The organism is Citricoccus sp. CH26A, assembly GCF_000224415.1.
Classification (GTDB): Bacteria; Actinomycetota; Actinomycetes; order Actinomycetales; family Micrococcaceae; genus Citricoccus.
The window spans coordinates 57,360-83,799 of sequence record NZ_AFXQ01000002.1; the positions used below are offsets into that span (position 1 = coordinate 57,360).

Genomic DNA, 26,440 nt, shown 5'->3' on the forward strand with positions numbered 1-26,440 from the left:
GGAGTCCTTTCGGAGTATCGAGTGGGTCAACTGGTTCTCGTGGTGTCTGGAGCTGGGTCAGGTTCGGTGGCGCTTCCTGCCTGTGGAGGCGCGGCCGGTTCAACGGGGCGCCCGTGACCTGAGTCACCGAGCAGTGTTGCCATGTCGGCCAGAACCGGCGTCCGCAGCACGTCCTGCAGGGACAGGGCACGCTTGAGTAGGACGACAAGCTTCACCGCTGACAGGGAGGTGCCGCCCAATTCGGAGAACGAATCGCGTCTCCCGATCCGGCTCGGGGATATGCCCAGGACCGTCCCCCACGCTCCGGCAAGTCGCGCCTCGGTACTCGTGAGTGCCTCCATCGATATGTCGTCGGCCTCAGGCACGGCCTCGTGCGCCATGCGGCTCAAGGCCTTCCGGTCAATCTTCCCGTTGGCGGTCAGGGGAAGGCTCTCGTGCCACCGGTACGCCGTCGGGACCATGTAGGCCGGGACCCGCGCGGCCACGTATTGGCGGATCTCGTCGACCTCGAGTGGCCGATGTCCGGAATAGAAGGCCACGAGGAACTTGGCCTGATCTGCCTGGCCGACGACGACGGCGCCGTCGCGAACACCGGGAACACGCAACAGCGCGTTCTCGATCTCACCGATCTCGATGCGGAATCCGGAGATCTTGACCTGGTGGTCGTGCCGCCCCAGGTATTCCAGTTTTCCGTCCGGTGACCAGCGTCCGTAGTCACCCGCCCGGTAGAGTCGTTCGCCCTCCACGAAGGGGTCCGTGGAATACGCCTGCGCCGTCCGCTCCGGATCATTGATGTATCCGCGCCCCACACACACGCCGGAGAAGGCGATCTCGCCCGGTGCCCCGAGCGGTGCGAGCCGCTGCCGCTCATCGAGGATGTAGATCCGGACGTTCGGGACCGGCCGGCCCAATGGCACATGGTCACCGGCCGGCGCGGTGGTCATGACTTCATGGTTCGTGTCATCCGAGGTCTCCGTCAGTCCGTAGGCATTGACGAGTTTGACGGCAGGTACCACGTTGAACCACCGCCGCACCAATTCCGGTTTCAAGGCCTCCCCCGTCGCTGAGACACAGCGAAGGTGCGGAAGTTCACGGGGCTCGCTCTCCAGATATGCCACCACCGCTTCCAGGTACGACGGGACGACCTGGAAGACCGCCACCCCACCCCGTTCCACCGTGTCGACGAACTGTTCGACGTCGAGGATCCGGTCCTGTCCGATGATGAGCGTTCGACCACCCACGACGAGGGCCGAGACCAGTTGCCAGAGTGAGATGTCGAAGCACTGGGGAGCGCTCTGGGCGACGACGTCACCGGGGCCGATCCCCTGGTCCTCGATCTTGGCGTAGAGATGGTTCACCATCCCCTCGTGCTCGCACATCGCCCCCTTCGGTTCCCCCGTTGAGCCTGAGGTGAAGTAGACGTAGGCCAACTGATCCGGACGCACCTGCACCGCGAGGTCGTGCGCGGCATGCCCTTCTGCCTCCACGTCCTCCATGAGCAGCTTCGTGACCGCCGGCATCTTGACGAGCGCTGTGTCCAGTGAGTCGGTGCTGCCTTCCTCGGTGAGCACCATCCGGCAGTTGGCCCGGGTGAGCGTCCTGGCAATCCGGTCGGCGGGAAAGTGCGGCTCGAACGGCAGGTATGCACCTCCGGCCTTGAAGATGCCTATTACGGCGGCCATCCACTCCAGGTTCCGCTCGGCGACGACCGCCACGATGTCCTCAGCCTGCAGTCCACGGGCGAGGAGGGCACGGCCGATCCTGTTGGCACGGTCGTTCAGCTCCGCGTAGGTCCACTGTCGCGTGTCCTGGATGGCAGCGATGTGCTCAGGATGTTGCCGGACCTGGTCCTCGAACAACTGGTGGAAGCGTCGCGGAGGCCTGGACCGCACGGGCCCGGCCAGTTGTTCAAGCTGGAAACGCTGCTCGTCCGGACCGACCAAGCCGGCGTCCATGGGGCCCGCCTCGGGCTCAGTGACCAGGTGACGGAGTGCCGTCAGGTGATAACCCGCGATCCTGAGTGCGGCGTCGGCATCCAGGACGTTCCGTCGGTACCGCAGGCGAAGTACCCAGCCTTCGGGCACACTACGGAGGAACAGTCCAAGGACCGTGTCCTCGGACAGTGATCGGGAATCCCCGTCGTGCCGGGTGTCGAACACCACCTCGTACGCGGGAGCACTCTCCTGATGAGGAGCCTGTCCCAGGCCGGACTGTTGCGTGCGAGCATGGTTCAGCCTGGCATGCATCTCGCGGACAAGAACTCGCCACGACGGCTGGTCCAGATCCAGGGTGTAACGTCCGGCCCCTTCCAGACCCACTCGACCGGAGGTCACCTCCGTCTCACCCGCGAGGGCCCCGAGCACCCTCGCATGGACCGTTAGCCAGATCGAACCGGGGGTCACTCCGAAGTCTCGTGCCATGGTGCCCACGCCTGTGCGCAGATCCTCCGGCACCACCACCTCGACTGTCCCCTGGCCGTGCCAGGGGTCCCTCGTCCACCGAGGAATCCTCGTCGGTGCGGTCTCCGGGAGGGCCTGCCGGTCACTGGCGCGCTCTGGCGAGGGGTCGGCAGCAGCCCGGCAGGTGGCTGGAGGGGTGGTGGTCATGACCGGGTCCTTTCCGGACTGCTGGCGGGCGTGATGGCAGAACGCGCCTCGTGGGCCGGGTTGCCACCCCACAGGGATCCCCGAGCGAGCGTCTCCCCCTTCATCACGAAGGAGTCGGCGGCGATGACGACACCGTCTTCGACGGTCACCCCGTAGTGGACGAGACCGCCGACACCGAGAGTGACGTCGTCGCCCAGGACAGAGCGGTCGGACTTGAACGCGCCGTCCTCCTGGGAATGGCACTGGATCAGGGTCTGCACGTTCAGCGTGCACCGTGAGCCGATCGTCGTCAGGCTCCGTTCGGTCATCTCGCAACCGTCATCGAAGACCCGGGCCCCGATCTTCACGCCCACCAGCCGCATCATCAGCGGCCTGAACGGTGTCCCGTTGAGGAGGGCCATGCGGCGACTCGGGATGTGGAGTTTCCAGTACCGCTCGTGCCACCAGAAGTACGGGTTGTAGATGGAACAGAAACGGGGCTGCAGTGCCCGGGACCGCGTCACGAGGTGCTCGACGCCGACGTAGAACAGCAGGCTGACCATCAGGGTCAGGACGAACGACGCCGTGAAGGCGAAGACACCGAAACGGTCGAACAGTTCAAGGGCGGCAAACGCTGCCAGCAGGGCAATCGTGGCGTCGAGCCATCGGACCAGAAGGAAGAGCGCCATCGTACGCAGGTTGTGCTCGTTTTTGGACGAGAGGTCGCGGAGGAAGTGGGCGCGGTCCACATGCTCCTCCGGAAGGGTGTCTCTCAGGACCGAGCGAGGGATCTCGAACGGCGGTGAACCAAGCAGGCCCACGTCATGACGCATCGGACCGTCGATGGGGACCATCACCTTGGTCCCGAGCAGGCAGTTGTCGCCCACCTTGGCTTCGGCCGGATAGAGAACGAAATTGCCCAGGAAGCTACGCGCTCCGATCGCCGCCCGGCCGAGCTTGAAGGACGTCGCGGAGTAGTCGGTATTCATGAACGAAACCCCGTCGGCGATCATCGTGCCGGTGCCGATCGTCGACAGGAACGGGTTGTCGTGCTTGAAGGACGTTCCCATGTTCGAGCCCGTCTGATCGACCTCCTTCAGGTCGTACCCGATGGCCCGCATGTAGTTCACGACGTACGAACTGTCGCCGAAGAGAATGTTGAGCACGTGGCTGTTCGTCAGTCTTGTCACCGCTTGCTCTGCGGCATGCCTGACCCCGAACAGCGGATACACCGTGTCGGGTTTCAGGCCCAGTTGAAGCAGTCGGGGCAGGGTCGACATGATGACCAGTGCGACGATCGTTCCACCGAGGACGCCCACGCCGGCGAAGGCGACGACGTCGGCGTAGAAGACCCAGTCGGTGAAGGCGTGCGGATTCGCCTCCAGGAGTGCTGCCACACGTGGATGGGCCAGAACGACCAGCAGAATCGTCTGTACCAGTGGAAGGCCCAGTCCGAGCATGGCGACGAGCTCATACGTGGCGTAGGCGCCCCGACGCCACGACCGGAGGGGCACGGTCTCGACCGTGGCGTAGTCCACGTCCGTCCGCCTCCCCGGTGAACCATGCCACCGCTCACCCGCGGGCACCATCTGGCCGGTGTACAGGGTGGATCGGTGGCCCAGTTGAGTGCGATCACCCATGCTCGTATTGATGTCGAGGACGCTGCCCTCGCCGACGAGCACGTCGTGGCCCAGAGTCACCCCGCCGATCTGGATGACGCCGCCGTGGGCACGGTAGCCGTTGGCGAACACGTCCTTGCGGATCACCGTCCCGTCGCCGATGGTGACCAGATCGGCGCAGATCGGCAGATGAGTGGTCAGGATCGTCACGTTGCGTCCTACCTTCGCGCCCAGGGCCCGGAGGTAGAAGGTCGTCAGCGGTGAACCGGTCATCAGCGCCAGGGGGGAGGTGCGAATCAGCGTCTTGACCAGCCAGAACCGGAAGTAGGCCAGGCTCCAGATGCGGATCTCCTGGGGTCGGAAGCGCCCGATGATGATCCACTTCGCAGCCACCGGCAGGAGGCACAGGAACGCGAACAGGGCCACACCGTAGGCGGTAGAGCGCAGGTAGATCTCCCAGAGGCTGATCCCGTGGCCCACCCAGTGATGGTTGCCCGGCCCGGCCTCCGGGAATATCCACTGATACCACGCGACCGCGACCATGGCGGCACCCATGCTGTATCCGACGTAGACGAGCACCTGGAGGACGCCACAGGTCACGTACTCCCACGTCCGTGCGTCCATGGGCGCCGGTGTCTCCGGCACGGCCGCCAGTACAGGGGAGGACTCCTGCGATTCCACCTGCGGCGAGGGATCGTGCAGCGCCGCCGCGAGCGCCGCGATGCTCGGGCTGGCATAGACGTCCTTCATGGACACCGCCGGTAGGTCCGGCGCCTTGCGCACCCGGGCGCAGAACTGCGCCATCACCAGGGAGTCGGCACCGAGGTCCTCGAAGAAGTTCGCGTCCACGGGTACATCCTGACGGTCCAGCACACCGACCAGTACTTCCGCCAGCCGGGCCTGCACCGACGCCGGAGCGGCCTCTGCTGGCGCCAGGGCCCCAGCCAGGGTCGCGATCGTCGGGTGCCGGTAGACGTCCTTCATGGACACCGACGGCAGGTCCGGCTGCTTGCGCACCCGGGCACAGAACTGCGCCATCACCAGCGAGTCCGCACCCAGGTCCTCGAAGAAGTTGGCGTCCACGGGCACCTCCTCCCGCTGCACCACGGAGGCGAGGAGCTGGGCCAGGCGACGCTCGAGTGGACGGTCCGCAGCGGCACCCCCGGTCTCCGGTATGGCGGGGTGAACGCTGGGTGCCGGGACACGGGGAGCCGTGGACATCGGCAGGGTGTCGACGAGCTTCTTCACTGCGCGACGCTCCCCGGCGAGGAGTTGACCACCGTCGATGCCGACGCGTCGGCCCCGGTGAGCGCCTCGGCCCCGAAGTGGTCGAGCACCCAGTCGGGATCGTAGACGGTGTCCAGGTACGGGCGGCCCAGGTCCGGGGAGATGGCCACCGCGGTGACGTGCTGGGCATGGTGGTCCGCGAGCCAGGTCATGGCGCCGTGGACCACGGTCCCGGTGGAGCCGCCGAACAGGAACCCGCGAGAGGCCAGGAGGTGGCAGGTGCGCACCGTGTCCACCTCCTCGACGAGCACCACGTCGTCGACCAGTGACTCGTCGAGCTGGGGCGGCCGCACGCTCATGCCCAGGCCCGGGATCAGGCGGGTGGCCGGCGGGCCACCGAAGGAGACGGATCCGGCGGCGTCGACCGCGACGATCCGCACGTCCGGCCGGTGCTCACGGAAGTACCGGGCGCACCCCATCAGGGTGCCCGTGGTCCCGGCCCCGACGAACAACACCTCGAGCCCGGGGAACTGCGCGGCGATCTCGGGTGCGGTCCAGCGGTAGTGCGCTCCCCAGTTGCCGGGGTTGGCGTACTGGTTCAGCCAGACGTACCGGTCGTCGGACTCGCACAGTGCGCGGACGTGGTTGAGCCGGGCCCCGAGCAGGCCGTCCACGGGATCGGGGTCCGTGACCAGGTCGACCTGGGCCCCGAGTGATTCCATGAGCTGACGGGTCGCGGGGTTGCAGCGCGGGTCGATCACGCACACGAAGCGGTATCCCTTGCTGGCGGCGATGATGCTGAGGGCGACGCCGAGGTTGCCCGAGGAGGACTCCACGAGCACGGAACCGGGGCCGACCTTCCCCTCCCGCTCGGCCCGCTCGACCATCTCCATGGCCGGCTTGAGCTTGATCGATCCGGCGAGGTTGAATCCCTCGATCTTCAGGTAGAGCGGCCTCCCGAGTACTCCCTCCAGGTCGATGAACAGACTCTGCTCGTTGAACAGGTGCGGTTCCTTGATGATGGTCATGATGTTCCTCGATCTCTTGCCCTATGCGCGGCCCCAGGACCGCTCCCCATCAAGAGTGGATTCGAAAACACGAGAAAGAATCCTCCCGCCTCGGTATTTTGGGAATACCTACACAGCGGTATGCGGGGTACTTTCTGCGGCGTACTCGGACCCCGTCCACCCGGGTGCCGGCACCCTTGGAGGCCGGAGTGCCGGGTGGCCTGCCCGGATGCCGGCCAACGCGCGAAAAGGCCCCCGTCCGGCGGTGCGGGACGGGGGCCTGACGGTTTTCAGCCGGCCGGCGCGGAGGCCGGCTCGGGGACCGGCCGGTGCGTGATGAGGACGGGGCACCGGGCGTGGGCCGCCACGGCAGAACTGACCGAACCCAGCAACAGGCCGACGAAGCCCCCATGGCCCCGGCTGCCGACCACCACCATCCGGGCGCCCTCGCTGAGGTCCCGGAGCACCCGCGCCGGCGAACCGCTGCGGACCTCCCGTTCCAGTCCCGGAGGCAGCTCGGCCCCGAATACGGCGGCCAGGGCCTGGTCGAGCCGCTCCCGGGCAGCATCCTCGAACGTGCCCTCGAGGGGGTATGGGTAGTCAGACGCCGTGACCGGTAGGTCCCACAGGGTCACCGCCTTCAGCGGACATCCCATCAGGCCGGCCATCCGGCCGGCCTCGCGTAACGCCTCCAGGGAGGCCTCGGAGCCGTCGACCCCGACGACGATCGGCTGTGATGTCTGCATCGTGGAGCTCCCTCGGGTACCGGTGTCCGGTTGTGCGGACACCGTAGGCTCCACGGCGGGGCCCGCACAACGTCCGCCCGTCGGCTATTGCCGGTCCACGTCGTATTGCGCGGCCAGGCGCACCGGGGCGCTCATCGCGCCGTAGCCGTCGTACCCGCCGCGGCGTTCGACCACCTCGAAGAAGACGCTGCCGATGGTGCGGGTGTAGAAGTGCAGGAACTCCCCCCGCTCGTCCCGGTCGTACATCAGGTCGTTCTCGCGCAGCACCCGCAACAGGCCTTCGTCCAGGTCGAAGCGGGCGTGCAGGTCCTCGTAGTAGTTCGCCGGGATCGGCAGGAACCGCAGGCCGGCCCGCCGGGCGCGGCGGGCGACCTCGGCCACGTCCGAGGACAGGAAGGCGACGTGTTCCGGGAAGTCGGCGCGCCGCCGTCGCCGTCCCTCGTCCGTGCCCTCGAGCACCTGCGGCAGCATGTTCAGGGCCAGGCGGACCGAGGCGTCGTCCGTCTGCACGACCTGGGACCGCACCAGTCCCTGGGGTGAGGCCACCTCGTTGTTGGCCCGGGCGTGCAGGCCGAACAGCGCCCGGTAGAACAGCACGCCCTCGTCGAACCACTGCCACGGCTGGGCCAGGTTGACGTGGTCCACCCCCAGGATCAGGGACTCACCTGCGGACGACGCCGGCGCGTCCGCCGCGCGCAGGGGTCCCGTGCCGCGGCCGGTGGCGTCCGGCCCGAACTCCCCGGTCCAGCCCGGTTCCCGGCCCTCGTCCGGCACCGGGGCGACGAAGAGCTCCGAGCCGTCCGGGGCGGTGACCCCGCGCAGGACCATCTCGTCCGCCCGGTTGGAGCGCCAGGCCACGGGGTACTGCAGCAGCCGGGCGCGGTCCATCGTGGCCCGGGGGTCCGGGACCTGCAGGCCCAGGCCCACCAGTTCCGACCCGTCCTCCCCGCGGGGCCGGGGCCGGCCGTTGAGCACCACGCGGGCGTCTCCGGCGGCGTAGAGCCGGACGTCCTTGGTCCGGTGCGGACCGCGGTCCTGGAAGCCCAGGGCGGCCAGGATCTCGGTCACGTCCTGGGGCTCGGCGGCCAGCACCTCGGCGTAGTCCCAGCCCCTCGGCTGCAGGTCCGCCGCCTCGTCCGGGTGCGCCGTCGCCTCCTGCAGCCAGTGCAGGGAGCGCATGGCCGCCAGTGCCGTGCGCGGGGTGTCCGTCTGCCGGTAGACGTCGCTGAAGACCTCCAGGGACAGCGGTCCGGCATACCCGGTGGCGACCAGCTCCCGGTAGAACCCGACCAGGTCGAAGGCGCCCTCGCCGGGGAAGGTGCGGTGGTGGCGGGACCAGGACAGCAGGTCCAGCAGCAGGTTCGGTGCGTCGGCCAGCTGCACGAAGAAGATCTTCTCCCCCGGGATGGACCGGAACCCGGTGACGTCACCGCGGCGGGAGAGGATGTGGAAGGAGTCCAGGCACACGCCCAGGTTGGGCCGGTCGGCCTGTTCGACCAGGCTCCAGGCGTGTTCGTAGGTGCTCACGTACCGTCCCCAGGCCAGCGCTTCGTAGGCGATGCGGATGCCGTAGCCGGCCGCCAGGTCGGCCGCCTGCCGCAGCTGGTCGATCGCGACCTCGTCCTCCCACCGGGTGGCGGTGCCGACGTTGGAGCACAGCAGGATCAAGTCCATGCCCATGCGCCGCATCAGCCGGAACTTGGCCTCGAGCCGGCGCAGGTTGGCGGCGAAGACCTCGGTCTCGACCCCCTCGAGGTCGCGGAAGGGCTGGTACAGGTCCAGGGTCAGTCCCAGCTCCCCGGCGAGGTCGGCGACCTGTTCCGGGGACAGGGGGGAGGCCACGAGGTCCGGCTCGAAGACCTCGATGCCGTCGAAGCCCGCCTGGGCGGCGCCGCGCATCTTCTCCTCGAGGGTTCCGGACAGGCAGACGGTGGCGATGGAGGTCCTCACGGCGCTCACTCTACGCACCCCGCCCCGTCGACCGGGCGGCCACCAGCTCCAGGAAGTGGCGGCGCATCCGCCCGGCGTCGGCCGGGCGCCCGGTCACCAGGCCGAAGGCGTCCACGGCCTGGCCCACGGCCATGGTCCCGCCGTCCACCACGGCGCAACCCCGGTCCCGTGCGGCGACGATCAGCTCGGTGTCCACCGGCAGGTAGACCACGTCCGAGACCCACATCCCCGACCGCAGCCACTCGGCGGCCACCGGCATGCCGGGGTGCAGGTGCATGCCCACGGGCGTGCAGTGCGCGAACCCGGTGGCCCGCGCCAGGGCCTGCCGCAGGTCGCCGTGGGGCCGGGCGGACACCCGCTGGGCCGGGAACTGCTCCTGCAGGTCGGCGGCCCGCGCACCGGCCCGGTCCGCGTCGAGGTCGATCAGCACCAGTTCCTCGGCACCGGCGCGCAGCAGGGCGTAGGCCACGGCCGAGCCGGCGCCGCCGACACCCAGCTGGACCACCGAGGCCAGGTCCGCCTCCGGCAGCGTGGTGCGCAGGCCGGTGATGTACCCGGAGAAGTCCGTGTTGTGACCCACCGAGCGCCCGCCGGCGAACACGACGGTGTTCACGGCCCCGAGGTTCCGCGCGTCCCCGTCCACCTCGTCCAGGTGCGCCATGATCGTCTGCTTGAACGGGTGCGTGATGTTGAAGGCGTTGAAGCCCAGCCGGCGGCCGTACTCCAGCAGCAGGGGCGCCTGGCGCTGCGCCTCCTCCCCGGTGAACCCTAGGGCGGCCACGTCCACGGGGCGGTAGAGGTAGTGCAATCCCTGTTCGCGTCCCTCCCTCTCATGCATCGGCGGGGTCAGCGAGGCGGTGATCCCGTCCCCGATCAACCCGACGAGGTAGGACTCTGCGACTGTGCTCATGCGGTTTCCTTCGCGGTGGGTGGACGCGCCTCAGCGCGGGGGCAGTTGGATCGAGAGCTGGTGGGCGGCGGTCAGGAGCGCGGGCAGGTGGCCCTTGAGCCCCTCCAGGTCGCAGCGGAACAGTGGGGCCGCCAGCGCCACGACCGCGATCAGGCCTCCCGAGGGGTCCTGGACCGGGACCGCGATGGCGGCCATGCCGATGTCGTTCTCCTCGGACTGCCCGGCCCACCCCTGCTCGCGGGCCTCGGCGACCTGACGGGCGAGGACGGAGCGGTCGGTGACCGAGTGCTCGGTGCGGGGCGTCAGGTCCACGGTCGCGAGCAGGTGCTCCCGGGTCTCCTCGTCCGTGAAGGCCAGCAGGGCCTTGCCGATCGCGCTGGTGTGCAGCGGGCTGTATCCCCCGGGATCGGTGGTCGTGCGGAATTGCGGCCCGTCGACCGTGTGGACGGTCAGCGCGCGCCCGCGGTCCAGCACGGACAGGATCGAGCTCTCCCCCGTCGTCTCGGTCAGTCTCGAGAGCACCGCGGCGGCCGTGGCCGTGAACCCGCGGCGGTGCGCCACCTGTTGGCCCAGCTGGAAGACGGGCAGCCCCAGCGAGTAGCGCTTGTCCCGGGGGTCGTAGGACAGGAAGTCCGTCTCGGTCAGGGTGGACAGCAGCCGGTGCACGGTGCTGAACGGGTAGTCCACCCGTTGGGCGACCTGTGCGGCCGTCCCGCCGTCGGGGAATTCCCCGACCACGGTGAGGACCTCCAGGGCCTTGCCGACCGTGCCGGTCTGGACCGTCGCCATGCGTGCCTCCTTGACACTCCGCTGTGATGTGCGCCATGCTCATTCCTAACATACAGGAGTTACTCCCATTATTCGAGAACTTCGCATCAGCGGATGGGATTCACCCCCGCTCTCCCCCTGACGATGCACAACCCAAGGATTCCGTCATGACCCATGCATCCCCTGACGCCGGCGCCCACGGCGCCGCCCACGTCAAGACCCCCAGGAAGGCCGCGCTGGCCGCCTGGATCGGTTCCGCCCTCGAGTACTACGACTTCGCGGTCTACGGCACTGCGGCGGCGCTCGTGCTCAACCACCTGTTCTTCCCGGACGACGCCTCCCCCGGCGTGGCGATCCTGTTGTCGATGGGCACCGTGGGCGTCGCCTACGTCGTGCGGCCGCTCGGCGCCCTGATCATGGGCCCCCTGGGCGACCGGATGGGCCGGAAGTTCGTCCTGATGCTGACCCTGTTCATGATGGGCGGTGCCACCTTCCTCGTGGGCTGCCTGCCCACCTACGACCAGGCGGGCCTGCTCGCCCCGGCCCTGCTGGTGCTCTGCCGCGTCATCCAGGGACTCTCCGCCTCCGGGGAACAGTCCAGCGCCATCTCGGTCTCCCTGGAGCACGCGCAGGAGGACCGGCGCGCCGTCACCACCAGTTGGACCCTGCAGGGCACCCAGTTCGGCACCCTGCTGGCCACCGCCGTGTTCATCCCCTTCACGCTGTTCCTCACCGAGGAGCAGTTGTTCTCCTGGGGTTGGCGCATTCCGTTCTGGCTCTCGGCCGTGGTGGTCGTGGTCGCCTGGATCATCCGGCGCCGCCTCGAGGAGCCGCCCGCGTTCGAGCAGGCCAAGGCTGAACTGCACGGTGAGAAGCCGGCCACCCCGCTGGCCCTGATGGTCAAGTACCACAAGGCCGCCGTCATCCGCATCGCCTGCGCCGCGATGATCAACACCGTCAACGTGGTCTTCCTGGTCTGGTCGCTGTCCTTCGCCACCTCGGTGGTCGGCCTGGACCGCCCCACCATGCTGTGGGTCGCCGTGCTGGCCAACGCCGTGGCCTTGGTGGTCATCCCGCTGGCGGCCCTGCTGGCGGACCGGATCGGGCGCAAGCCGGTGTTCCTCGCCGGCGTCATCGGCCCGGCCGTGATGATGTACCCGTACCTGTCCGCGATCGAGGCGGGGAACTGGACGCTGATCTTCCTCTTCGGCGCCATCCTCTCGGGCTGCTTCTACTCCCTGGCGAACGGGATCTGGCCCTCGTTCTACGCCGAGATGTTCCCCACTCGCGTGCGCGTCACCGGCCTGGCCATGGGCACCCAGATCGGCTTCGCCATCTCCGGGGGCCTGACGCCGATCGTCGCCTCGGCCGTGGCCGGCGCCGAGGGCACGAACTGGCTGGCGGTGGCCATCGTCGTGAGCGTCGCCTGCGCCATCTCCGCCGCGGCGGCGCTGACGGCCAAGGAGACCAAGGACCTCACCCTGGACGGGATCGACGAGCTGCACACCACCCGCACGGAGGCGGCCGAGCTCGCCCGGCTGGACCGGACCGCCACCCCCGCCGGCAGCGCCCGGTGATGCCACCGGCCGGCTGACCGGCCCTCCCGGCACCACCACGACGGCGCCCGCGACACTCGCGGGCGCCGTCGTCGTGCGGGGGGGTCCTACTGCCCGGACACCAGCCGGGCCATGTGCTGCAGGGCCAGCTGGTACCCGTGCACGCCGGCACCGGCGATGACCGCCGTGGCGGCCTTGGAGACGTAGGAGTGGTGCCGGAACTCCTCCCGCTGGTGGATGTTCGTCACGTGGACCTCGATCACCGGCAGCTCGGCCGCCAGCAGCGCGTCCAGGATCGCGATGGACGTGGTGGTATACCCGGCCGGGTTGAGGATGATACCGCGGCCGGCCGTGCGGGCCTCCTGGATCCAGTCGACCAGGGTGCCCTCGTGGTTGGACTGCCGGAAGTCGACGCCCAGGCCGTGCTCTGCGGCCGTCTGCTCGCACATCGTGCGCACCTCCTCCAGGGAGGTGCTGCCGTACTTCTCCGGTTCACGCTGGCCCAGCAGGTTCAGGTTCGGTCCGTTGAGTACGAACACGGGCTTGTCGGCGGCATCGGCCATCGGGTCCTCCAGGGTTCGGGGCGGGCGGGCCGGTGCGGGACGGCCCCGGCCCGGCCGGTCAAGGGTTGCCCTCCCATTCTCGCCCATGAGAGCCTGCCGGCAGTGCCGGTGCGCCCCCTTCCCGGGGTCAGCGAGGACGGCGGGCCCAGAGCCGGGCCGGACATCCAGGAGCGTGGTCACATGCCGGAGAAGATCGCACTGGGAGCAGCCGCCGTCGGCGGATTCGCGGTGGGGAGCCTGGCCATCGGCGCCCTGGCCGTCGGGGCCCTCGCCATCGGCCGCCTGGTGGTCGGCAGGGCGGAGTTCAAGCAACTGCGCGTGGGGAGACTCGAGGTCGGGGAGTTCATCGGCGGGACCGGGACGACCCCGTCCGTCCCCGCCCAGGCGGCCCAGGCGGCCCCGGCCGGCTGAGCGCCGCCGAGCTATCACAGGATTCTCATACTCATCTCACATCGATCGGAAAGACTGAGGCCATGACGGAGACCACGGGAACCCAGACCACGTACACCAAGTCGCTCGCGATGACCGGGACCGGCCTGCTGGCACTGGCACTCCTGACCGGGTGCGCCACCACCGAGCCGGAGGCCGGCGACACCCCGGCGGACGGCGGCGCCACCACGACCGCCACGGCGACCACTGCCCCGATCGAGAGCTCGCCCGCCGCGTCCACCCCCGGCACCGGCACGCCGACCGAGGACGGCACCTCGAGCCCCACCGGGGCCACCGGCACCACCGGTGAGGATCCGGTGTACGCCGCGATCGACGCGGTCTACGGCCAGCACCCGGATGCCTTCGTCGTCCAGGTCGACCGGGAGGACGACGGCTCGGCCTACGAGGTCGAGGCCCACCTGGAGGGTGAGATCCTCGAGTTCACGGTCATGACGGACGGCTCGGTCCGCGAGGACGACAGGGACGGCACCGACGACCACCTCCGCAGCGCGCGGGATGCCCGCGTCACCGCCGAGGACGCGGCCCAGGCTGCCCTGGAGGGCCGTGAGGGCCAGCTCATCGACGAGATGGAGCTGGAGGACGAGGACGGCACCCTCGTCTGGAAGGTGGAGCTGGACCGCGAGAACGGCGACGACGGCGAGAAGCTGCACGTCGACGCCATGACCGGCGAGGTCACCCCGGACCGCTGAGCGGGCGGTCTCAGTCCCGCGCGCGCAGGGACCGCCGCTTCATCTCCAGGTCCAGCAACTGCCGGTTCAGGGCCGCGAACTCGGCGGGGTCCCCGGCGGGGCCCATGCGCTGCAGCCGGCCCATGAGCTCGGCCTTCTGGTGGGTGATCTGCAGCTCGAACAACCGGTTCATGATGTCCCGGCAATAGCGGATCAGGTCCTCGTCCGTGCGGGCCGGCAACGGCGTGACCGCCAGCTCCCCCACCAGCGGTGCCAGCTCCACCGGCACCTCCTGGCGGACCTGTTCCACCCACTGCGAGGGGGTGGCCCCGGCCATCCCGGCCGCACGGATCCCGGAGTGCACCACCGCGTAGGCCGGCACCTTGAAGTCCGCCGAGTAGAACGCCTGCCACTGCTCGGCGGAGAGCAGCGTCGGCTGCTGCAGCACCACCTCGAGGGCCTCCTTCTCCATCCGTGCGGCGGGGTCGCGGGCGTCCGGACGCTGGAACCCGGGAGGCCGCCCGGGCGCGGCCGGGTCGCCGTCGGGCCGGTGATCCTCCCCCGCCGGTGACCGCCGTTCCCCCCGCCGGGCGTCCGCCGATGACGCCACGCCGCGCTGGGCGCGCTGCACGGCCTGGTGGACGGTCGACTGGTCGATGCCCAGCCACCCGGCCAGCTCCCGCTCGTACCCGGGGCGGACGACGGAGTCCCGGATCCCCGCCACGATGGGGGCGGCATGGCGCAGCGCGCCGGAACGGCCCTCCACGGTGTCCAGGTCGAAGTTCTTCATCCCCGCCTTGATGGCGAACTCGAACAGCGGCCGGCGCGAGTCGATGAGGGCGACCACGGCCTCCGGCCCCTTCTCCTGGCGCAGGTCGCAGGGGTCGAGCCCTGAGGGTTCCACGGCCACGTACGTCCTGGCCAGGAACTTGCTGTCCTCCTCGAAGGCGCGCAGGGCGGCCTTCTGGCCGGCCGCGTCGCCGTCGAAGGTGAAGATGATCTCCCCGCCGGTGCCATCGTCCGAGATCAGCCGGCGGGCGATCTTGACGTGGTCGGAGCCGAACGCGGTGCCACAGGTGGCCACGGCGGTGTCCACGCCGGACAGGTGCGCGGCCATCACGTCCGTGTACCCCTCCACCACGACCAACTGGCGCTTCCTCGCGATGTTCCGCTTGGCCGCATCGATGCCGTAGAGGACCTGGGACTTCTTGTAGAGCTGCGTCTCCGGGGTGTTGAGGTACTTCGGCCCGGGATCGTCCTCGAAGAGCTTGCGTGCGCCGAAACCGATCGTGGCCCCGGTCATGTCCCGGATGGGCCAGACGAGCCGGCCGCGGAAGCGGTCGTAGATCCCGCGCTGGCCCTCGGAGAACAGTCCGGTGAGCTTCAGCTCGTCGTCCCGGAAGCCCTTGCGGCGCAGGTGGCCCAGCAGGTTGTCCCAGCCCTGCGGCGCGTAGCCCACGTTGAACTGCACCGCGTGCTCGAAGGTGAAGCCGCGGCCGGCCAGGAACTGCTGCCCGGTGGCCGCACCCTCGGTGCGCAATTGGGACTGGAAGTACTCGTCGGCGACCTTGTTGGCCTCCAGGAGCCGCTGGCGCCGGCCGACCTGCTCCCGGTCCGGGCCCGTCCCGCCGTCCTCGTAGTGCAGCTCGATCCCGGCCTTGGCCGCCAGCCGCTCCACCGTCTCGGCGAAGGTGGTGTGCTCCATCTTCATCAGGAAGCTGATGACGTCCCCGGACTCCCCGCAGCCGAAGCAGTGGTAGGTCCCCACCGAGGGGCGGACGTGGAAGGAGGGACTGCGCTCGTCGTGGAACGGGCAGAGGCCCTTGTAGGAACCCACCCCGGCGCCCCGGAGCGTGACGAAGGCGTCCACGATCTCCTTGAGGTCCGTGCGCTCGCGGACACGATCGATGTCCTCGCGCTTGATCAGACCTGCCATGCCCTCCAGTCTAGGCGTGGACGGGGCACGCCCGGCCCGGCCATCCACCGGTCCGGTCGTCCATCAGACCGCCGGGCGGGGTCACCGTGCGTGTCCGCCGTCGGGGACGGCCCAGACCGGGCCCACCACGCGGACCCGGACCCTGTCACCGACCGAGGCCGGTGCCGCGAGGGAGCGCGAGCGGATCACGGTCCCATCCGGCAGGGCCAGGGCGGTGAGCGTGTCGTGGCCGTAGAACTCCACGTCCCGCACGGTGGCCACGGGGCCCTCGCCCGTCCCGGTCCCCGCCGGGTCGATGCGGACCTGCTCCGGCCGCAGGACCAGGTGCGTGGCCCCCGGCCCGCCCGAGCGGACCTCCACCGGGCCGACCGCGGTGCGGACCCGTCCGGCCGGGTCCGCACCCGTGAACGGCAACAGGTCGGCGTCGCCCACGAAGGACGCCACCCAGGAGTCCGCGGGCTGGGCGTAGACCGTCGAGGGAACCGCGTCCTGGCGCACCCGGCCCTCGCGCAGCACCACGACGCGGTCGGCCATGGACAGGGCCTCGTCCTGGTCGTGGGTGACCAGGATCGCGGTGGCCCCGTCCTCGTGGAGCGCGGCCCGGATGTCACGGCGCAGCTCCACCCTCAACGAGGCGTCGAGGGCGCCGAAGGGCTCGTCGAGCAGGACCAGCCGGGGCCGCGGCGCCAGGGCTCGCGCCAGGGCGACCCGCTGTTGCTGGCCGCCGGAGAGTTCGTGGGGCATGCGGTCGCCCAGCCCGGCGAGGTCCACCAGCGCGAGGCACTCCTCGATGCGCGCGTCCCCTCGTCGCTGCGTCCTCGCCAGGCCGAACCCCACGTTCCCGGCCACGGACAGGTGCGGGAAGAGGGCCCCGTCCTGCGGCACGACGGCGACGTGGCGCCGGTGCGCGGGCACGTGCGTCCCGGGGAGGGCCACGGCCCGGTTGCCCAGGGCGATACGCCCGCCGTCGATGCGCTCGAAGCCGGCGATGCAGCGCAGCAGGGTGGTCTTGCCGCAGCCAGACGGACCCAGCACTGCCAGGAAGCCGCCCTGCTCGAGCTGCAGGCCCACGTCCTGCAGGACGGGGCGGGACCCGTAGGACTTCGCGACCCCCGCCAGGTCCACCGCGAGCCGGGGGCGCGACACCGGGTCCCGGGGTCCGGACCCTGTCAGGGGGCGGGGTTGACGGTGGATCTCATGACTGAACGTCCTCTGCGGGTCGTCGGAGCGTGGTGGTGCCCGTGACGGCCCCGAGGTTTCCGACCTCGCCGGACACGGAGTCGACCATCAGGGGTGCCGCGGGCGCCGGTGCGAGGAGCATGCCGTCCTCGGCCGGGGTCGCGCCGGACGGAGCCGGCCGGACGATCCCCGAGCGCTGGACGATCACCCAGGTCGGGACCGCCGCGAGGAGGACCAGCAACAGCGCGTAGGGTGCCGCCTCCGCGTACCGCCCGACGCCCGTGGCGCTCCACAGCCGGGTGGCCAGGGTCTCCATCCCGGTGGGGCGGAGCAGCAGGGTGGCCGGCAGTTCCTTCATCGCGGCCAGGAAGACCAGTGCGGCGCCGGCGCCGATGCCCGGGAGCGTGAGCGACACGGTCACCCGCCGGAACACCTCCGCGGGGGTGGCCCCCAGGGACTGCCCGACCTCCTCCAGGGACGGCGGGGCCTGGGCGGCGGCGCCCAAGACGGCCGCCACGCCCAGGGGCAGGAACAGGGTGGCGTAGGCCAGGGCCACCAGCCAGGAGGTCTGGTAGAGGGGCAGGACCACGGTGACGCCGAAGAACACCAGGGCCAGGGCCACCACGATGCCGGGCAGCCCGTGCGCGAGGTAGACCGCCCGCTCGACGAACCGGGTCAGCCGCCCGTGGTGCCGGGCCACGAGGATCCCGATGGGCAGGGCCAGCACCATGGTCACGCAGGCGCCGAGCAGGGACAGCGTGAGGGAACCGGCCGCGGCCTCGCCGATGCGCCCCCACGCATCGGCCAGGGAGGTGCCGGCCACGGTCCACCGCACCAGGGAGACCGCCGGGACCCCCAGGGCCACCAGGACCACGGCCCACAGTCCGGTGGCGGCGGGCCAGCGCCAGGCGCCCAGGTCGGCCACCGCGGCGGGCCGGCCCGGCCGGGTGGAGGCGTAGCGGGTGCCCGCCCGGCGCGTGGCCCCCTCGCCCCACAGGATGAGTCCGGTCAGCAGGACAAGCAGGGTGGCCAGGGACAGTGCCTGGTCCCGGTTGAACCCCACGGTGTGCGCCGTGTAGATGGCACGGGTGTACGTGTCGAGCCGGAGGATGGACACTGCCCCGAAGTCCGAGAGGACGTACAACGAGGCGAGCAGGCCCCCTCCCACGATCGCCGGCCGCACCTGGGCCAGCGTGACGGTCATCAGCGTGCTGAACGGCCCCCGGCCGAGGGAGCGCGCCGCTTCCTCCTGCCCCGCGTCCACCCGGCTGAGCGCCGAGGCCACGGGCAGGAAGACATACGGGTAGGTGTAGAGGGTCAGGACGACGCACGCTGCCGTGAAGCCCTCGAAGCGCCCGCCGGGCGCCCCGTTCCAGAGGTCGGCCACGGACACCCAGGTGAAGGCGGCCACGTAGGAGGGCACGGCCAGCGGCAGGGCCAGCAGGACGGCGAGCAGCCGACGGTGGGGGACGGCGGTCCTGGTGACCAGCCAGGCACCGGCCACCCCGATCACCAGGCTCGCGGCCGTGACGACGGCGGCCAGGGCCACCGAGGTGGCCGCCAGCCGGCCGGACCGCCACGTGAACACGGTGTCCAGCCAGGCCGGCAACCCCTGCTGGCCGGTCCGCAGCAGCAGGTAGCCCAGGGGGATCAGCGCGACCGCCGTGGCCACGAGGGCCACGGCGGTCAGCGCGGGGTGACGGCGGGCGGAGGTCAGAGCAACCCCGCCTGCGTGATCATCTCGATCGTCTGCTCCAGGTCGTCGAGGTCGTTGAGGTCGACCTTGGGTGCCTCGAGCTCGTCGAGGGAGGGCACGCCCTGGGGTGCCTCCGCACCCTCGATCATCGCGTACTCATTGGTCTCCTCGACGAAGTAGGCCTGGCCCTCCTCGGACAGCAGGTAGTCGATGAGGGCCTGGGCGTCGCCGTCGGGCTGGTCCCCCACCAGCCCCGCACCGGAGACGTTGACCAGGGCGCCGGTGTCCTGGGCCCCGAAGAAGTGCATGCGGACCGACAGGTCCTCCGGGTCCACGCCCTTCTCCTGGGCGAGTTCGTGCACGTAGTAGTGGTTGACCAGGCCCGCGTCGATGTCGCCCGAGTCCACGTCCGCCACGATGTGGCCGTTCTTCTCCCGGATCTGGGGGTCGTTCGCGGCCAGGTCCGCCAGCCACGCCCGGGCCGCCTCGTCGCCCTCCATGACCCTCATCGCGGTGATGAACGACTGGAACGAGGCGTTGGTCGGCGCGACCCCGACCCGGCCCCTCCACTCCTCCGAGACGAGCTCGTCCACCGACTGCGGCAGCTCGTCCTCGGAGACCTGGTCCGGGTTGTACACCAGGACCCGTGACCGGCCCGTGAGGCCCACCCAGTCGCCGTCCGTGGAGCGGTAGGACTCCGGCACCGCGTCGACGGTCTCCTGGGGCAGGGCCTCGAGCAGTCCGGCCTGCGAGACGGCGCCCAGGGCACCGGCGTCCTGCGCCAGGAACACCTCGGCCGGAGACCGGTCGCCCTCCTCGAGCAGTTGGGCTGCCATGCCGGCGGTGTCGCCGTACCGCACGTCGACCTCGATGCCGGTCTCCTCGGTGAACCGGTCCAGGATCGGCTGGACGAGTTCCTCGTTGCGGCCGGAGTAGAGCGTCAACTGGCCGTCCCCCTCGGCCGGGGCCCCTGCGGTCCCCTCCGCGGTGGCCCCGGTGGCGTCCGGGGCCGGCGCGGTGGCCGTGTCCGTGGAGGGCTGTCCGCCCGAGCAAGCCGTCAGGCCGAGGACCACGGCGATCGGGAGGGTGAGGGCGACGGGGGTACGGCGGTGGTTCATCGGCTGACTTCCTGTCCGGACTTCTGGAGGGGAGATCCCGGCGCGCCCCTCCGGGTCCGCCGAGGCCCCGGGAGTGAGGTAAGTCTCACCTAACCCGAGCAGCACCCAGAATACACAACGCCCCCCTTGCGCAATAGGACGGCCCCGGCAGTGATCCCGTCGGACGAGACCACCCCGGGGCCGACCCCTCGGTGACCTGGGGAGGACTACACCCCGGCCGGGGTGCGCCCGGCGTGTCCGGTGACCGAGCCGGAATCGCTCCCGGAGCCATCCCGCTGCGCGCGGCGCATCGTCCTCATGCCGGTCACCGCCAGGCCACCCAGGGCGCCCGCGACGGCGAAGCCGAAGAAGCCCCAGGGGTAGGCGATCCCCGCGGTGACGAGGGTGCCCCCCATGATCGGCCCGGAGATGGCGCCCAGGCGGCCCACCCCGGCGGCCATGCCCAGGGCCGTTCCGCGGACCTTCGGCGGGTAGTTGGTGGCGGCGAAGGCGTAGACCAGGTTCTGCGCCGAGAACACGAAGCAGCCGGTGATGAAGATCATCACGTAGATGCCCAGCAGCGGCAGCTTGATCGCCAGGGCGGCCAGCAGCACGGCCGAGGCCAGGAACCAGATGATGGCCGCGTTGCGCGGGGTGATGGCATCCCCCACCCGTCCCGCGACGAGCAGGCCGATGACCGCGCCGGCGTTGAGCACCACGAGGAAGCCCAGGGAATTGCCGAGGTCGTAGTCGGCGGCACGCATGATCTGGGGCAGCCAGGTGTTCAGGCCGTAGACGAGCAGCAGCCCCATGAAGGAGGCGATCCACATGAACACGGTGTTGCGGCGGTACGCCGCGGAGAGCAGCAGCGAGGCGCCCTGCTTCTCGGTGCCGGCACGCTCCGGGGAGGCATCGGCGAAGGCGCGCTCGGGGTCCTCGTCGATCTCGACGCCGTAGTGCGCGGCCACGGTGTGGGCGTCCTGGATCCGGCCCCTGGAGAGCAGGTAGTCCGGGGACTCCGGCAGGAAGCGCCACATCAGCGGCACGAGGACGAGGGCGGGCAGGCCCCCGATGAAGAACATCTCACGCCAGCCGGAGACGGTGTTGGCGGCGGCCCAGATCGCCAGCAGGGCGGTCACGACGGCGCCCACGTGGTAGCCGGTCATCATCAGCGTGGTGGCGTTGGAACCCTTCCGGTGCCCGGCGAACTCCGTGACCATGGAGATGCCGGTGGGCAGGCAGCCGCCCAGGCCGAGGCCGGCCAGGAAGCGCAGCAGGCCGATGGTGAAGGCGTCCTGGGCGAAACCGGTGACGAAGGTCAGCACGGAGAAGGCGATCACGGCGCCGATGAGCAGCTTGCGGCGGCCGAACCTGTCCGTGAGCCAGCCCATCCCCAGGGCGCCCACCATCATGCCGACAAGCCCGGCGGTGGCGATGACGGTGCCGTCGGCGTTGTCGATGCCCATGGTGGGGTCGGAGGTGAGCATCGGCATGATGGCGCCGAGGACGACGGCGTCGAAGCCGTCGAGGAAGACGGCGAACCAGCACAGCGGGGCCACCCAGTTGCGGCCGCGCAACACGAGTGAACCGGACCCGCCGGCGGGGCGGGTGGTGGTGGACGTGGACATGGAACCTCCGGGACGGGGCGATCGTTCGACGGGGATGGGGCGCGGGACGCTGGCGACGAGTCCTGCGTCATGGGTGGCCATGACGGCGCTCACACGATGAGCGACCAGTTTACCTTACGTATACGAAAGTCTGTCACCGGGCTCACAGCACGGGGAGACCCGGCCCACCCGGTTCCGGGGAGGGTCCTGCTTAGATGGGCCCTGTGACGTGTCCCGAGCAGAACCCCGAGATTCCCGGCCTCCCCGAGGCGATCGCCCTGGCCCGTGACGCCCGGCGGGTGGTCGTGCTGTCCGGCGCCGGCATGAGCGCCGAGTCGGGCGTGCCCACCTTCCGGGACGCGCAGACCGGGCTGTGGGAGCGGTACAGCCCCGAGCAGCTGGCCACCGAGGACGCCTGGTACGCCGATCCGGGCCTGGTCTGGTCCTGGTACCAGTGGCGGGCCCGGCTGGTGCGGTCCTGCTCCCCGAACGCCGGACACCGGGCGATCGCCGCCTGGCAGCGGGCCCGGAGCGTCCCCGAGGCCGGATCCCTGGTCATCTCCACCCAGAACGTGGACGACCTGCACGAGCGCGCCGGTGCCGACGTGCTGGCCCACCTGCACGGTTCCCTGTTCGACTACCGCTGCGCGGACTGCGGCACGGAGGCCAGCCACGATCCGGGCTCGGCGGGTGACACTGCGGCCGGCCCGGAGGGCCCCGCCGCCCCGGCCGCCGGCAGCGAGGCCGACCTGGAGCAGCTGCTGCGGCGGACCCCGCCGCCGTGCCCCGCGTGCGGGACCGGACGGTTGCGGCCGGGCATCGTCTGGTTCGGCGAGATGCTGCCGGAACGGGCCCTCCAGGACACCTACGCCGCCCTGGACACCTGTGACCTCGCCGTCGTGGTCGGCACCTCGGCCGTCGTGCAGCCGGCCGCCTCGCTGCCGTACGTCGCGCTGGGCGCCGGAGCCGCCGTTGTCGAGGTCAATCCCGAGGCGACCGAGTTCTCCACCGCCGCCACCGTGCACGTGCCCGGCACCGCCGGCACGGTCCTGCCGGCCCTGGCCCGGGCCGCCCTAGGATGAGGGCCATGCCCGCGGGGGGGGCCGGACACGGACGGGCCTGGACGGGCGAGGGATCAGACCCAGGTCCGGGAGAACTGCTCCCCACGGACCAGGGTGGCGTGCCACTCCAGGGCCGTGGAGTCGGTCAGCGAGGCCACCTGGTCGATGACCACGCGACGGCGGGCGGCGTCGTCCGCGGCCTCCCGCCAGTCCTGGGCGAACATCGGGTCCAGGTAGCGGTCCCCGGTGGACCAGAGCAGGTCCACCAGCTCGGTGAGCAGTTCCCGCTGACGGGCGTAGAGGGGCTGGCGGGCCTCGGAACTCATCACGTAGGCGGCGGCGATGCCCTTCATGGTGGCGATCTCGATGGCCGTCTCGGCGGGGACCACCACATCGGCCCCGTGCCGGGTGAGCGGGTCGTTGCCGAACACCTCGCGGGTGGCGTCGAACGCCGCGTTGGAGAACCGGCCGATGAGCTGGCTGGTCATGTCCTTCAGCGCGGCCCGCGAGCGCCGGGTGCCGTCCGCCTCGGCCACCCACACGGAGGTGCCCTCCAGCCGCTCGAGCGCGGCCTCGACCTCGGCCGGATCGGTCTCCGGGAGGTACCACTGCAGGGTGCGCTCGACCACGAGCTCCCGGTGGGAGGCGTCCTGGAGCCAGTGCAGCTGGAACTGGCCGTTGACGATCCCGTCCTCGACGTCGTGCACGGAGTACGAGATGTCGTCGGCCAGGTCCATGACCTGGGCCTCCATGGACTTCCGGAGGCCGGTGACGCCCCGGCGGAACCACGCGAAGACCGGCAGGTCGTCCGCGTAGACGCCGAACTTGCGGCTGCGCCGGCCGTCCGGGTCCAGCGGGGCGTCCTCGCGGGCCCACGGGTACTTGCAGGAGGCGTCCAGCGAGGCGCGGGTCAGGTTCAGCCCGGCCGAGGTGCCGTCGCCGAAGAACTTCTTGGTCTCCAGCCGGGCCAGCAACCGCAGGGTCTGGGCGTTGCCCTCGAAGCCGCCGATGTCCTGGCTCAGCGCGTTGAGCGCCCGCTCCCCGTTGTGCCCGAAGGGCGGGTGTCCGAGGTCGTGGGACAGGCAGGCGGCGTCCACCACGTCCGGGTCACAGCCCAGGGACCGTCCCAGTTCCCGGCCCACCTGGGCCACCTCGAGGGAGTGGGTCAGCCGGGTGCGGGCGAAGTCGTCCTCGTCCGGGGCGACCACCTGGGTCTTGGCCCCCAGTCGGCGCAGCGCGGAGGAGTGCAGGATGCGGGCCCGGTCCCGTTCGAAGTCCGAGCGGTACGAGCTCTTCGGCGGTTCCGGCAGCCAGCGCTCGCGGTCCCAGGCCGAGTAACCGGGCAGGGCGGCCGGCCTGCCCGCGTAGGGCGGGCGGCCCTCGGGGCCGAAGAGCACGGCCTGGTGCGCCCGCGGCCGTCCGCGCGGCGCCAGGGGCGCGGAGGACGACGCCGGCTCAGCCACCCGAGACGTCCAGCTCGGCGGCGGCGATCATCGTCTTCTGCTCGGCGTTGAGCTCCCGGGAGTCCAGCCACCCCTCGGGCAGGTGGGGGCGCTTGGGCGAGCCCGCGCGCCCGCGCGGCCCCTCGGCGTCGGGACCCGGGTACGGGGCGGTGGGGTCCAGCTCGTCCAGCAGGGCCCGCAGGGTGAGCAGGTCCGGCACCTGGGCGAGCTTCGCCCGCAGCTCCCCGCCCACCTGATAGCCCTTGAAGTACCAGGCCACGTGCTTGCGGATGTCCCGCAGGGCCTTGTCCTCGTCCCCGCCGAAGGTGTCCACGAGCAGCTCGGCATGCCGGTAGAAGGTGTCGGCGACGGTGGCCAGGCCGGGGCGGAAGCGCTTGTCCGAGCCCTCGAACGCGTTCTGCAGGTCCCCGAAGAGCCAGGGCCGGCCCTGGCAGCCGCGGCCGATGACGACACCGTCCACACCGGTCTGCCGCACCATGGCGATGGCATCCTCGGCACTCCAGATGTCCCCGTTGCCCAGCACCGGGATGTCCGGCAGGGCCTCGCGCAACCGGGCGATGGAGTCCCAGTCCGCGGTGCCGGAGTAGTGCTGTTCCATGGTGCGCCCGTGCAGGGCCACGGCGGCCACGCCCAGGTCCCGGGCGGTGCGGCCGGCGTCGAGGTAGGTCAGGTGGTCCTCGTCGATGCCGCGGCGCATCTTCACCGTGACCGGGATGTCCTTCTTCGAGGCCTCGCGCACGGCGGCGCCGACGATCGAGGCGAACAGCTCCGACTTCCACGGCAGGGCCGAGCCGCCACCGCGCTTGGTGACCTTGGGCACCGGGCAGCCGAAGTTCAGGTCCACGTGGTCGGCCCGGTCCTCCTCGACGAGCATCCGCACGGCCTGGCCCGTGGTGACCGGGTCCACGGAGTAGACCTGCACCGAGCGCGGCGTCTCGTCCGGGTCGTGGTGGATGATCCGCAGGGACTCGGGCCGGCGCTCCACGAGGGCGCGGGCGGTCACCATCTCGGAGACGTAGAGGCCGCCGCCGTACTCGCGGCAGAGCCGGCGGAAGGCGGTGTTGGTGATCCCGGCCATGGGGGCCAGCACCACGGGCACGTCGATGGTCAGCGGGCCCAGCTGCAGGGCGGGCAGGTTGAGTCGTCCTGGAGTCGGGGCCGCGTGCTGGGAAACGGGGGAAGCGTCAGTCACGGCAGTCATTGCACCCATTATCCCAGAGATGTCCGTGCGCCGCCGCGCCGTCCACGGGGGGTGGAAGATCCCCGGTGGATGGGGTGTTATGCCAACCATGAGTGAACGGAAGAAGATCGGGTTCCTGAACTTCGGGCACTGGAGTTCCGCGCCCGGGTCCCGCACCCCGGATCCCGGTGCGACGCTGACCCAGACCATCGAGATGGCGGTGGCCGCGGAGGAGGCCGGCATGGACGGCGCCTGGGTCAGGTCACACCACTTCCAGCACATGATCTCCTCCCCGTTCCCCCTGCTGGCCGCGATGGGTGCGGTCACCCGGACCATCGCGCTGGGCACCGGCGTGATCGACCTGCGGTACGAGAACCCCCTCTACATGGCGGAGGAGGCCGCGACGACGGACCTCATCTCCGGCGGCCGGCTGCAGCTGGGCATCTCCCGCGGCTCGCCCGAGGCGGCGCGGGACGGCCAGCACCAGTTCGGCTACGAGGTGGAGGACGGACAGAGCTGGTCGGACCTGGCGCAGGAACGGGGCCGGCGGTTCCGGCAGGCCGTCTCCGGGGAGATGATCGCCGAGGCCGACCCGAACTCCGGCTGGGCGCCCCCGGGGCAGGACATGCTGCCCATCCAGCCGCAGTCCCGTGGGCTGGTCAACCGGATCTGGTGGGGTTCGGGCACCATCGCCTCCGGCGTGCGGGCTGCGCAGCAGGGGTACAACCTGCTCTCCTCCACCCTGCTCCTCCAGGACGACGGCCGGCCCTTCCACGTCCAGCAGGCCGACCAGATCGCCCAGTACAAAGCCGCCTACGCCGAGTCCGGCCACACCACAGGCGGGATGACCGCCGTGACCCGATCGGTGTTCCCCATCGTCTCGGCCGAGGACGACCGGTACTTCGGGGGGCGGAAGGAGGCCAAGGACTCCTTCGGTCACCTCGAGGGCGGCCGGGCACGCAGCGGGCCGACGTACTCGGGCACCCCGGACGAGGTCGCCGACCTGCTGCGCGGGGACGAGGCCGTCCAGGCCGCGGACTGGGTCCTGCTGGCCAACCCGAACCAGCTCGGCGTGGAGTACAACGCGCACCTGTTCGCGCAGTGGGCCGGACTGGCCAGGGTGCTCGGCTGGCAGTGACCGGTGCACGGCCCCTCCCGCGGCACCCGGTGTC

20 protein-coding genes are annotated in these 26,440 nt (G+C 70.7%); 5 read left to right on the forward strand and 15 right to left on the reverse strand.

The window, feature by feature from the left end; all coding sequences use genetic code 11:
- Window positions 1-26: 26 nt before the first annotated feature.
- The 7 genes from CITRI_RS0101585 to CITRI_RS0101615 all read right to left on the reverse strand — a co-directional run bounded on the left by CITRI_RS0101585 (window position 27) and on the right by CITRI_RS0101615 (window position 10,833).
- Complete coding sequence (locus CITRI_RS0101585; protein WP_010142803.1) at window positions 27-2,606, reverse strand: amino acid adenylation domain-containing protein; 2,580 nt, start codon at window positions 2,604-2,606, stop codon at window positions 27-29.
- A complete protein-coding gene (locus CITRI_RS0101590) occupies window positions 2,603-5,452 on the reverse strand; it encodes a Pls/PosA family non-ribosomal peptide synthetase (RefSeq protein WP_010142804.1) in 2,850 nt (949 codons plus the stop codon). The genes CITRI_RS0101585 and CITRI_RS0101590 overlap by 4 nt, the downstream gene beginning before the upstream one ends.
- Window positions 5,449-6,459 carry a 2,3-diaminopropionate biosynthesis protein SbnA gene (gene sbnA, locus CITRI_RS15825; protein WP_010142805.1) on the reverse strand — a complete coding sequence of 337 codons (1,011 nt, stop codon included), beginning with the start codon at window positions 6,457-6,459 and terminating at the stop codon, window positions 5,449-5,451. Before sbnA ends, CITRI_RS0101590 begins: the two co-directional genes overlap by 4 nt.
- Before the next feature lie 269 nt (window positions 6,460-6,728).
- Entirely contained in the window at window positions 6,729-7,184 is a 456-nt protein-coding gene (locus CITRI_RS0101600; RefSeq protein ID WP_010142806.1) for a universal stress protein, read from the reverse strand.
- 84 nt (window positions 7,185-7,268) lie between these two features.
- Complete coding sequence (locus CITRI_RS0101605; protein ID WP_010142807.1) at window positions 7,269-9,134, reverse strand: sugar phosphate isomerase/epimerase and 4-hydroxyphenylpyruvate domain-containing protein; 1,866 nt, start codon at window positions 9,132-9,134, stop codon at window positions 7,269-7,271.
- A gap of 10 nt (window positions 9,135-9,144) precedes the next feature.
- Window positions 9,145-10,044 carry a shikimate dehydrogenase gene (locus CITRI_RS0101610; RefSeq protein ID WP_010142808.1) on the reverse strand — a complete coding sequence of 300 codons (900 nt, stop codon included), beginning with the start codon at window positions 10,042-10,044 and terminating at the stop codon, window positions 9,145-9,147.
- A gap of 30 nt (window positions 10,045-10,074) precedes the next feature.
- Window positions 10,075-10,833 carry an IclR family transcriptional regulator gene (locus CITRI_RS0101615; RefSeq protein WP_010142810.1) on the reverse strand — a complete coding sequence of 253 codons (759 nt, stop codon included), beginning with the start codon at window positions 10,831-10,833 and terminating at the stop codon, window positions 10,075-10,077.
- Window positions 10,834-10,979: 146 nt separating this feature from the next.
- On the opposite strand from CITRI_RS0101615, the gene CITRI_RS15830 reads away from it, so the two are divergent.
- Window positions 10,980-12,389, forward strand: coding sequence for an MFS transporter (locus CITRI_RS15830; protein ID WP_010142811.1), 1,410 nt, complete (start codon window positions 10,980-10,982; stop codon window positions 12,387-12,389).
- 86 nt (window positions 12,390-12,475) lie between these two features.
- Here CITRI_RS15830 and aroQ read toward each other — a convergent pair whose 3' ends face one another.
- A complete protein-coding gene (aroQ, locus tag CITRI_RS0101625; protein ID WP_010142812.1) occupies window positions 12,476-12,931 on the reverse strand; it encodes a type II 3-dehydroquinate dehydratase in 456 nt (151 codons plus the stop codon).
- A gap of 180 nt (window positions 12,932-13,111) precedes the next feature.
- On the opposite strand from aroQ, the gene CITRI_RS15835 reads away from it, so the two are divergent.
- Entirely contained in the window at window positions 13,112-13,342 is a 231-nt protein-coding gene (locus CITRI_RS15835) for a hypothetical protein (protein WP_010142813.1), read from the forward strand.
- Window positions 13,343-13,404: 62 nt separating this feature from the next.
- Window positions 13,405-14,070, forward strand: a complete 666-nt coding sequence (locus CITRI_RS19245; RefSeq protein ID WP_010142814.1) for a PepSY domain-containing protein — start codon at window positions 13,405-13,407, stop codon at window positions 14,068-14,070.
- 10 nt (window positions 14,071-14,080) lie between these two features.
- Here the strand turns inward: CITRI_RS19245 and dnaG are convergent, their stop codons facing one another.
- The 5 genes from dnaG to CITRI_RS0101660 all read right to left on the reverse strand — a co-directional run bounded on the left by dnaG (window position 14,081) and on the right by CITRI_RS0101660 (window position 21,585).
- Window positions 14,081-15,985, reverse strand: a complete 1,905-nt coding sequence (gene dnaG, locus CITRI_RS0101640) for a DNA primase (RefSeq protein ID WP_010142815.1) — start codon at window positions 15,983-15,985, stop codon at window positions 14,081-14,083.
- 81 nt (window positions 15,986-16,066) lie between these two features.
- The gene (locus CITRI_RS0101645) at window positions 16,067-17,131 is read right to left on the reverse strand and encodes an ABC transporter ATP-binding protein (RefSeq protein ID WP_010142816.1); all 1,065 of its coding nucleotides are present in this window, start codon (window positions 17,129-17,131) and stop codon (window positions 16,067-16,069) included.
- 49 nt (window positions 17,132-17,180) lie between these two features.
- On the reverse strand, window positions 17,181-18,845 hold the full coding sequence (locus tag CITRI_RS15840) for an iron ABC transporter permease (RefSeq protein ID WP_010142817.1): 1,665 nt from the start codon (window positions 18,843-18,845) through the stop codon (window positions 17,181-17,183).
- A gap of 32 nt (window positions 18,846-18,877) precedes the next feature.
- On the reverse strand, window positions 18,878-19,978 hold the full coding sequence (locus CITRI_RS0101655) for an iron ABC transporter substrate-binding protein (RefSeq protein WP_010142818.1): 1,101 nt from the start codon (window positions 19,976-19,978) through the stop codon (window positions 18,878-18,880).
- A gap of 206 nt (window positions 19,979-20,184) precedes the next feature.
- Window positions 20,185-21,585: an aromatic acid/H+ symport family MFS transporter gene (locus tag CITRI_RS0101660; RefSeq protein ID WP_010142820.1), complete on the reverse strand. Its 1,401-nt coding sequence runs from the start codon at window positions 21,583-21,585 to the stop codon at window positions 20,185-20,187.
- Between the two features lie 194 nt (window positions 21,586-21,779).
- Here CITRI_RS0101660 and CITRI_RS0101665 point away from each other — a divergent pair, with 194 nt between their 5' ends.
- On the forward strand, window positions 21,780-22,646 hold the full coding sequence (locus CITRI_RS0101665; protein WP_029138953.1) for an NAD-dependent deacylase: 867 nt from the start codon (window positions 21,780-21,782) through the stop codon (window positions 22,644-22,646).
- Window positions 22,647-22,699: 53 nt separating this feature from the next.
- Here the strand turns inward: CITRI_RS0101665 and CITRI_RS0101670 are convergent, their stop codons facing one another.
- Together CITRI_RS0101670 and dusB are read right to left on the reverse strand one after the other, a co-directional pair.
- Window positions 22,700-24,022 carry a deoxyguanosinetriphosphate triphosphohydrolase gene (locus CITRI_RS0101670; RefSeq protein ID WP_050813553.1) on the reverse strand — a complete coding sequence of 441 codons (1,323 nt, stop codon included), beginning with the start codon at window positions 24,020-24,022 and terminating at the stop codon, window positions 22,700-22,702.
- A gap of 58 nt (window positions 24,023-24,080) precedes the next feature.
- Window positions 24,081-25,289, reverse strand: coding sequence for a tRNA dihydrouridine synthase DusB (gene dusB / locus CITRI_RS0101675; RefSeq protein WP_040385337.1), 1,209 nt, complete (start codon window positions 25,287-25,289; stop codon window positions 24,081-24,083).
- Window positions 25,290-25,377: 88 nt separating this feature from the next.
- Between dusB and CITRI_RS0101680 the strand changes: the two genes are divergently transcribed.
- Complete coding sequence (locus tag CITRI_RS0101680) at window positions 25,378-26,406, forward strand: LLM class flavin-dependent oxidoreductase (protein WP_010142824.1); 1,029 nt, start codon at window positions 25,378-25,380, stop codon at window positions 26,404-26,406.
- Window positions 26,407-26,440 lie beyond the last annotated feature (34 nt).

What these genes read in the sequence shown, in the direction of transcription:
- CITRI_RS0101660 (WP_010142820.1), bottom strand. Translation starts at nt 21,585, where the DNA reads ATGTCCACGTCCACCACCACCCGCCCCGCCGGCGGGTCCGGTTCACTC.
- dusB (WP_040385337.1), bottom strand. Translation starts at nt 25,289, where the DNA reads ATGACTGCCGTGACTGACGCTTCCCCCGTTTCCCAGCACGCGGCCCCG.
- CITRI_RS19245 (WP_010142814.1), top strand. Translation starts at nt 13,405, where the DNA reads ATGACGGAGACCACGGGAACCCAGACCACGTACACCAAGTCGCTCGCG.
- CITRI_RS0101615 (WP_010142810.1), bottom strand. Translation starts at nt 10,833, where the DNA reads ATGGCGACGGTCCAGACCGGCACGGTCGGCAAGGCCCTGGAGGTCCTC.
- dnaG (WP_010142815.1), bottom strand. Translation starts at nt 15,985, where the DNA reads ATGGCAGGTCTGATCAAGCGCGAGGACATCGATCGTGTCCGCGAGCGC.
- CITRI_RS0101665 (WP_029138953.1), top strand. Translation starts at nt 21,780, where the DNA reads ATGGGCCCTGTGACGTGTCCCGAGCAGAACCCCGAGATTCCCGGCCTC.
- CITRI_RS15835 (WP_010142813.1), top strand. Translation starts at nt 13,112, where the DNA reads ATGCCGGAGAAGATCGCACTGGGAGCAGCCGCCGTCGGCGGATTCGCG.
- CITRI_RS0101600 (WP_010142806.1), bottom strand. Translation starts at nt 7,184, where the DNA reads ATGCAGACATCACAGCCGATCGTCGTCGGGGTCGACGGCTCCGAGGCC.
- CITRI_RS15830 (WP_010142811.1), top strand. Translation starts at nt 10,980, where the DNA reads ATGACCCATGCATCCCCTGACGCCGGCGCCCACGGCGCCGCCCACGTC.
- aroQ (WP_010142812.1), bottom strand. Translation starts at nt 12,931, where the DNA reads ATGGCCGATGCCGCCGACAAGCCCGTGTTCGTACTCAACGGACCGAAC.
- CITRI_RS0101680 (WP_010142824.1), top strand. Translation starts at nt 25,378, where the DNA reads ATGAGTGAACGGAAGAAGATCGGGTTCCTGAACTTCGGGCACTGGAGT.
- CITRI_RS0101585 (WP_010142803.1), bottom strand. Translation starts at nt 2,606, where the DNA reads ATGACCACCACCCCTCCAGCCACCTGCCGGGCTGCTGCCGACCCCTCG.
- sbnA (WP_010142805.1), bottom strand. Translation starts at nt 6,459, where the DNA reads ATGACCATCATCAAGGAACCGCACCTGTTCAACGAGCAGAGTCTGTTC.
- CITRI_RS0101655 (WP_010142818.1), bottom strand. Translation starts at nt 19,978, where the DNA reads ATGAACCACCGCCGTACCCCCGTCGCCCTCACCCTCCCGATCGCCGTG.
- CITRI_RS0101610 (WP_010142808.1), bottom strand. Translation starts at nt 10,044, where the DNA reads ATGAGCACAGTCGCAGAGTCCTACCTCGTCGGGTTGATCGGGGACGGG.